The organism is Candidatus Thiosymbion oneisti, from assembly GCF_900092655.1.
Classification (GTDB): domain Bacteria; phylum Pseudomonadota; class Gammaproteobacteria; order Chromatiales; family Chromatiaceae; genus Thiosymbion; species Thiosymbion oneisti.
The window spans coordinates 1-2,003 of record NZ_FLUY01000290.1; the positions used below are offsets into that span (position 1 = coordinate 1).

At 61.3% G+C, this 2,003-nt stretch carries 3 protein-coding genes; all 3 read right to left on the bottom strand.

What is annotated here, in order from left to right:
• Positions 1-110 precede the first annotated feature (110 nt).
• Positions 111-1,097 carry an aspartate carbamoyltransferase catalytic subunit gene (locus BQ17_RS02600; RefSeq protein WP_089724163.1) on the bottom strand — a complete coding sequence of 329 codons (987 nt, stop codon included), beginning with the start codon at positions 1,095-1,097 and terminating at the stop codon, positions 111-113.
• Positions 1,094-1,660: a bifunctional pyr operon transcriptional regulator/uracil phosphoribosyltransferase PyrR gene (pyrR, locus tag BQ17_RS02605; RefSeq protein ID WP_089724164.1), complete on the bottom strand. Its 567-nt coding sequence runs from the start codon at positions 1,658-1,660 to the stop codon at positions 1,094-1,096. Before pyrR ends, BQ17_RS02600 begins: the two co-directional genes overlap by 4 nt.
• Before the next feature lie 106 nt (positions 1,661-1,766).
• Positions 1,767-2,003 (bottom strand): type VI immunity family protein (locus BQ17_RS02610; RefSeq protein WP_141699052.1); only part of this gene is annotated, 237 nt, incomplete at its 5' end.

Sequence of the window (2,003 nt, forward strand, 5' to 3'; positions counted from 1 at the left end):
CTTATCACTTATCACTTATCACTTATCACTTATCACTTATCACTTATCACTTATCACTTATCACTTATCACTTATCAGGTTCAGACCTATGTCGACAGCCTCCGGTTCCGTCACCCCCGTGTTTCTTCCTGGGCGTGCAGATTCTGGGTCCCGATGCACATGGACATGACCGCCATACGGACCGCGATGCCGTTGCTGACCTGCTCCAGGATCACCGAGCGCCGGCCGTCGGCCACCTGGGAGGCCATCTCCACCCCCCGGTTGATGGGTCCGGGATGCATGACGATGGCGTCCGGTTTGGCGGTACTGAGTCGCTCCTCGGTGAGGCCGAAGAGCTGAAAGTACTCGTGCTCACTCGGGAGCATGGCCCCCCGCATCCGTTCGCGCTGCAGGCGCAGCATGACGATGACGTCGGCATCCCGCACCCCTTCGCGCAGATCATGGAAGACCCGGACCCCCAGCGTCTCCATATGGGTGGGGATCAGGGTCCGCGGGGCAATGACGCGGACCTCGCCGGCTCCGAGGGTATTCAACGCCAGGAGCTGAGAGCGCGCCACCCGCGAGTGCAAGATGTCCCCGACCACGGCCACGCACAGATCAGTGAAATCCCCCTTGTGTCGGCGGATGGTAAACATGTCCAGCATCCCCTGGGTGGGGTGGGAATGGCGACCATCGCCGGCATTGATGATGCTGATGTGGGGATTCGCATGTTCGGCGATGAAGTGGGCCGCGCCGCTCACGGCGTGGCGCACCACGAACATGTCCACGTGCATGGCCTCCAGGTTGCGCAGGGTATCGAGCAGGGTTTCCCCCTTGGCGGTGGCCGAGGTATCGATATTGAGGTTGAGCACATCCGCGGAAAGCCGCTTGGCGGCGAGTTCGAAGGTAGTGCGGGTGCGGGTGCTGGTCTCGAAAAAGAGGTTGGCGACGATCTTGCCTCGGCACAGGGGGACCTTCTTGACCGCCTGCTCGGCAACCCCGAGAAAGCCTTCGGTCTGGTCCAGGATCTCGGTCAAAAGCTCACGGCTCAAGCCCTCGATGGTGAGGAAGTGCTTGAGGTTTCCCCGCCCGTCGAGCTGGATATCGGATAGGGTCATGACGACGCTGCCGCCGGCCCATTGTTCCCACCGCGTCCCGGTGGTATCCGGCCCAGGACGAGCTGGAGCGGGTCCGGACCGGTGAGCTTGATCTGTTGTCCGGGCTCAAGACGGGCCCGTAATCCCACTAAGTTAGGCTCGATCGGCAGCTCTCGGCCGTCGCGCTCGGCCAGGGTAGCCAACAGGACTGAAGCCGGTCGACCATAGTCGAACAGGATGTTCAGGGCGGCGCGAATGGTGCGCCCGGTCTGCAGCACGTCGTCTACCAGGATGATATGGCGGTTGTCCACCGGCACCGGGAGCCGGGAGGGGCGCACTTGCGGATGCATGCCGATGCGGGTGAAATCGTCGCGGTAGAAGGAGATGTCGAGCTGGCCCAAGGGATCGGTGAGGGCGATCTGATCATGCAGGCATTGCGCCAGCCAGACCCCGCCGGTGTGGACACCGATCATCAGGGGCTTGTCGATCTGCCGTACCTCCAGCAGGGTCGCCAGATCGTTGCCCATGCCTTGGATGCAGGTCTCGACCTCGGTGGCGGTTTTCCAGACGTCAGTGTTGCTCACATGTTCTCACCGCGGGACAGTTTGAACCGCAAAGAGCGCGTAGGTTTCAGGTATCGCATGATCATATACTAAGCAGGCATTGTCTGCTGCTCCAAACCGAATCTGTTCAAAAATCGAATCGCGCGAGCCAATCCAGGCACTCCTCCTCCGGCAGGCCCCATGAACCCCAAGGCTCACTGGTCCGTAACGGCTTGAGCAATCTGGCGACCGGCCCGTAAACCAGGGGCGGCTGCCCGATTTCGTTATCCTGGTACAAGAGCGGCGCTTCACCGGCGGAAAAGATCATGCCGCCGGGATATTCATGAATACCGATCTCGCCGCCGAGCGCCTCGTTTGCCAAACG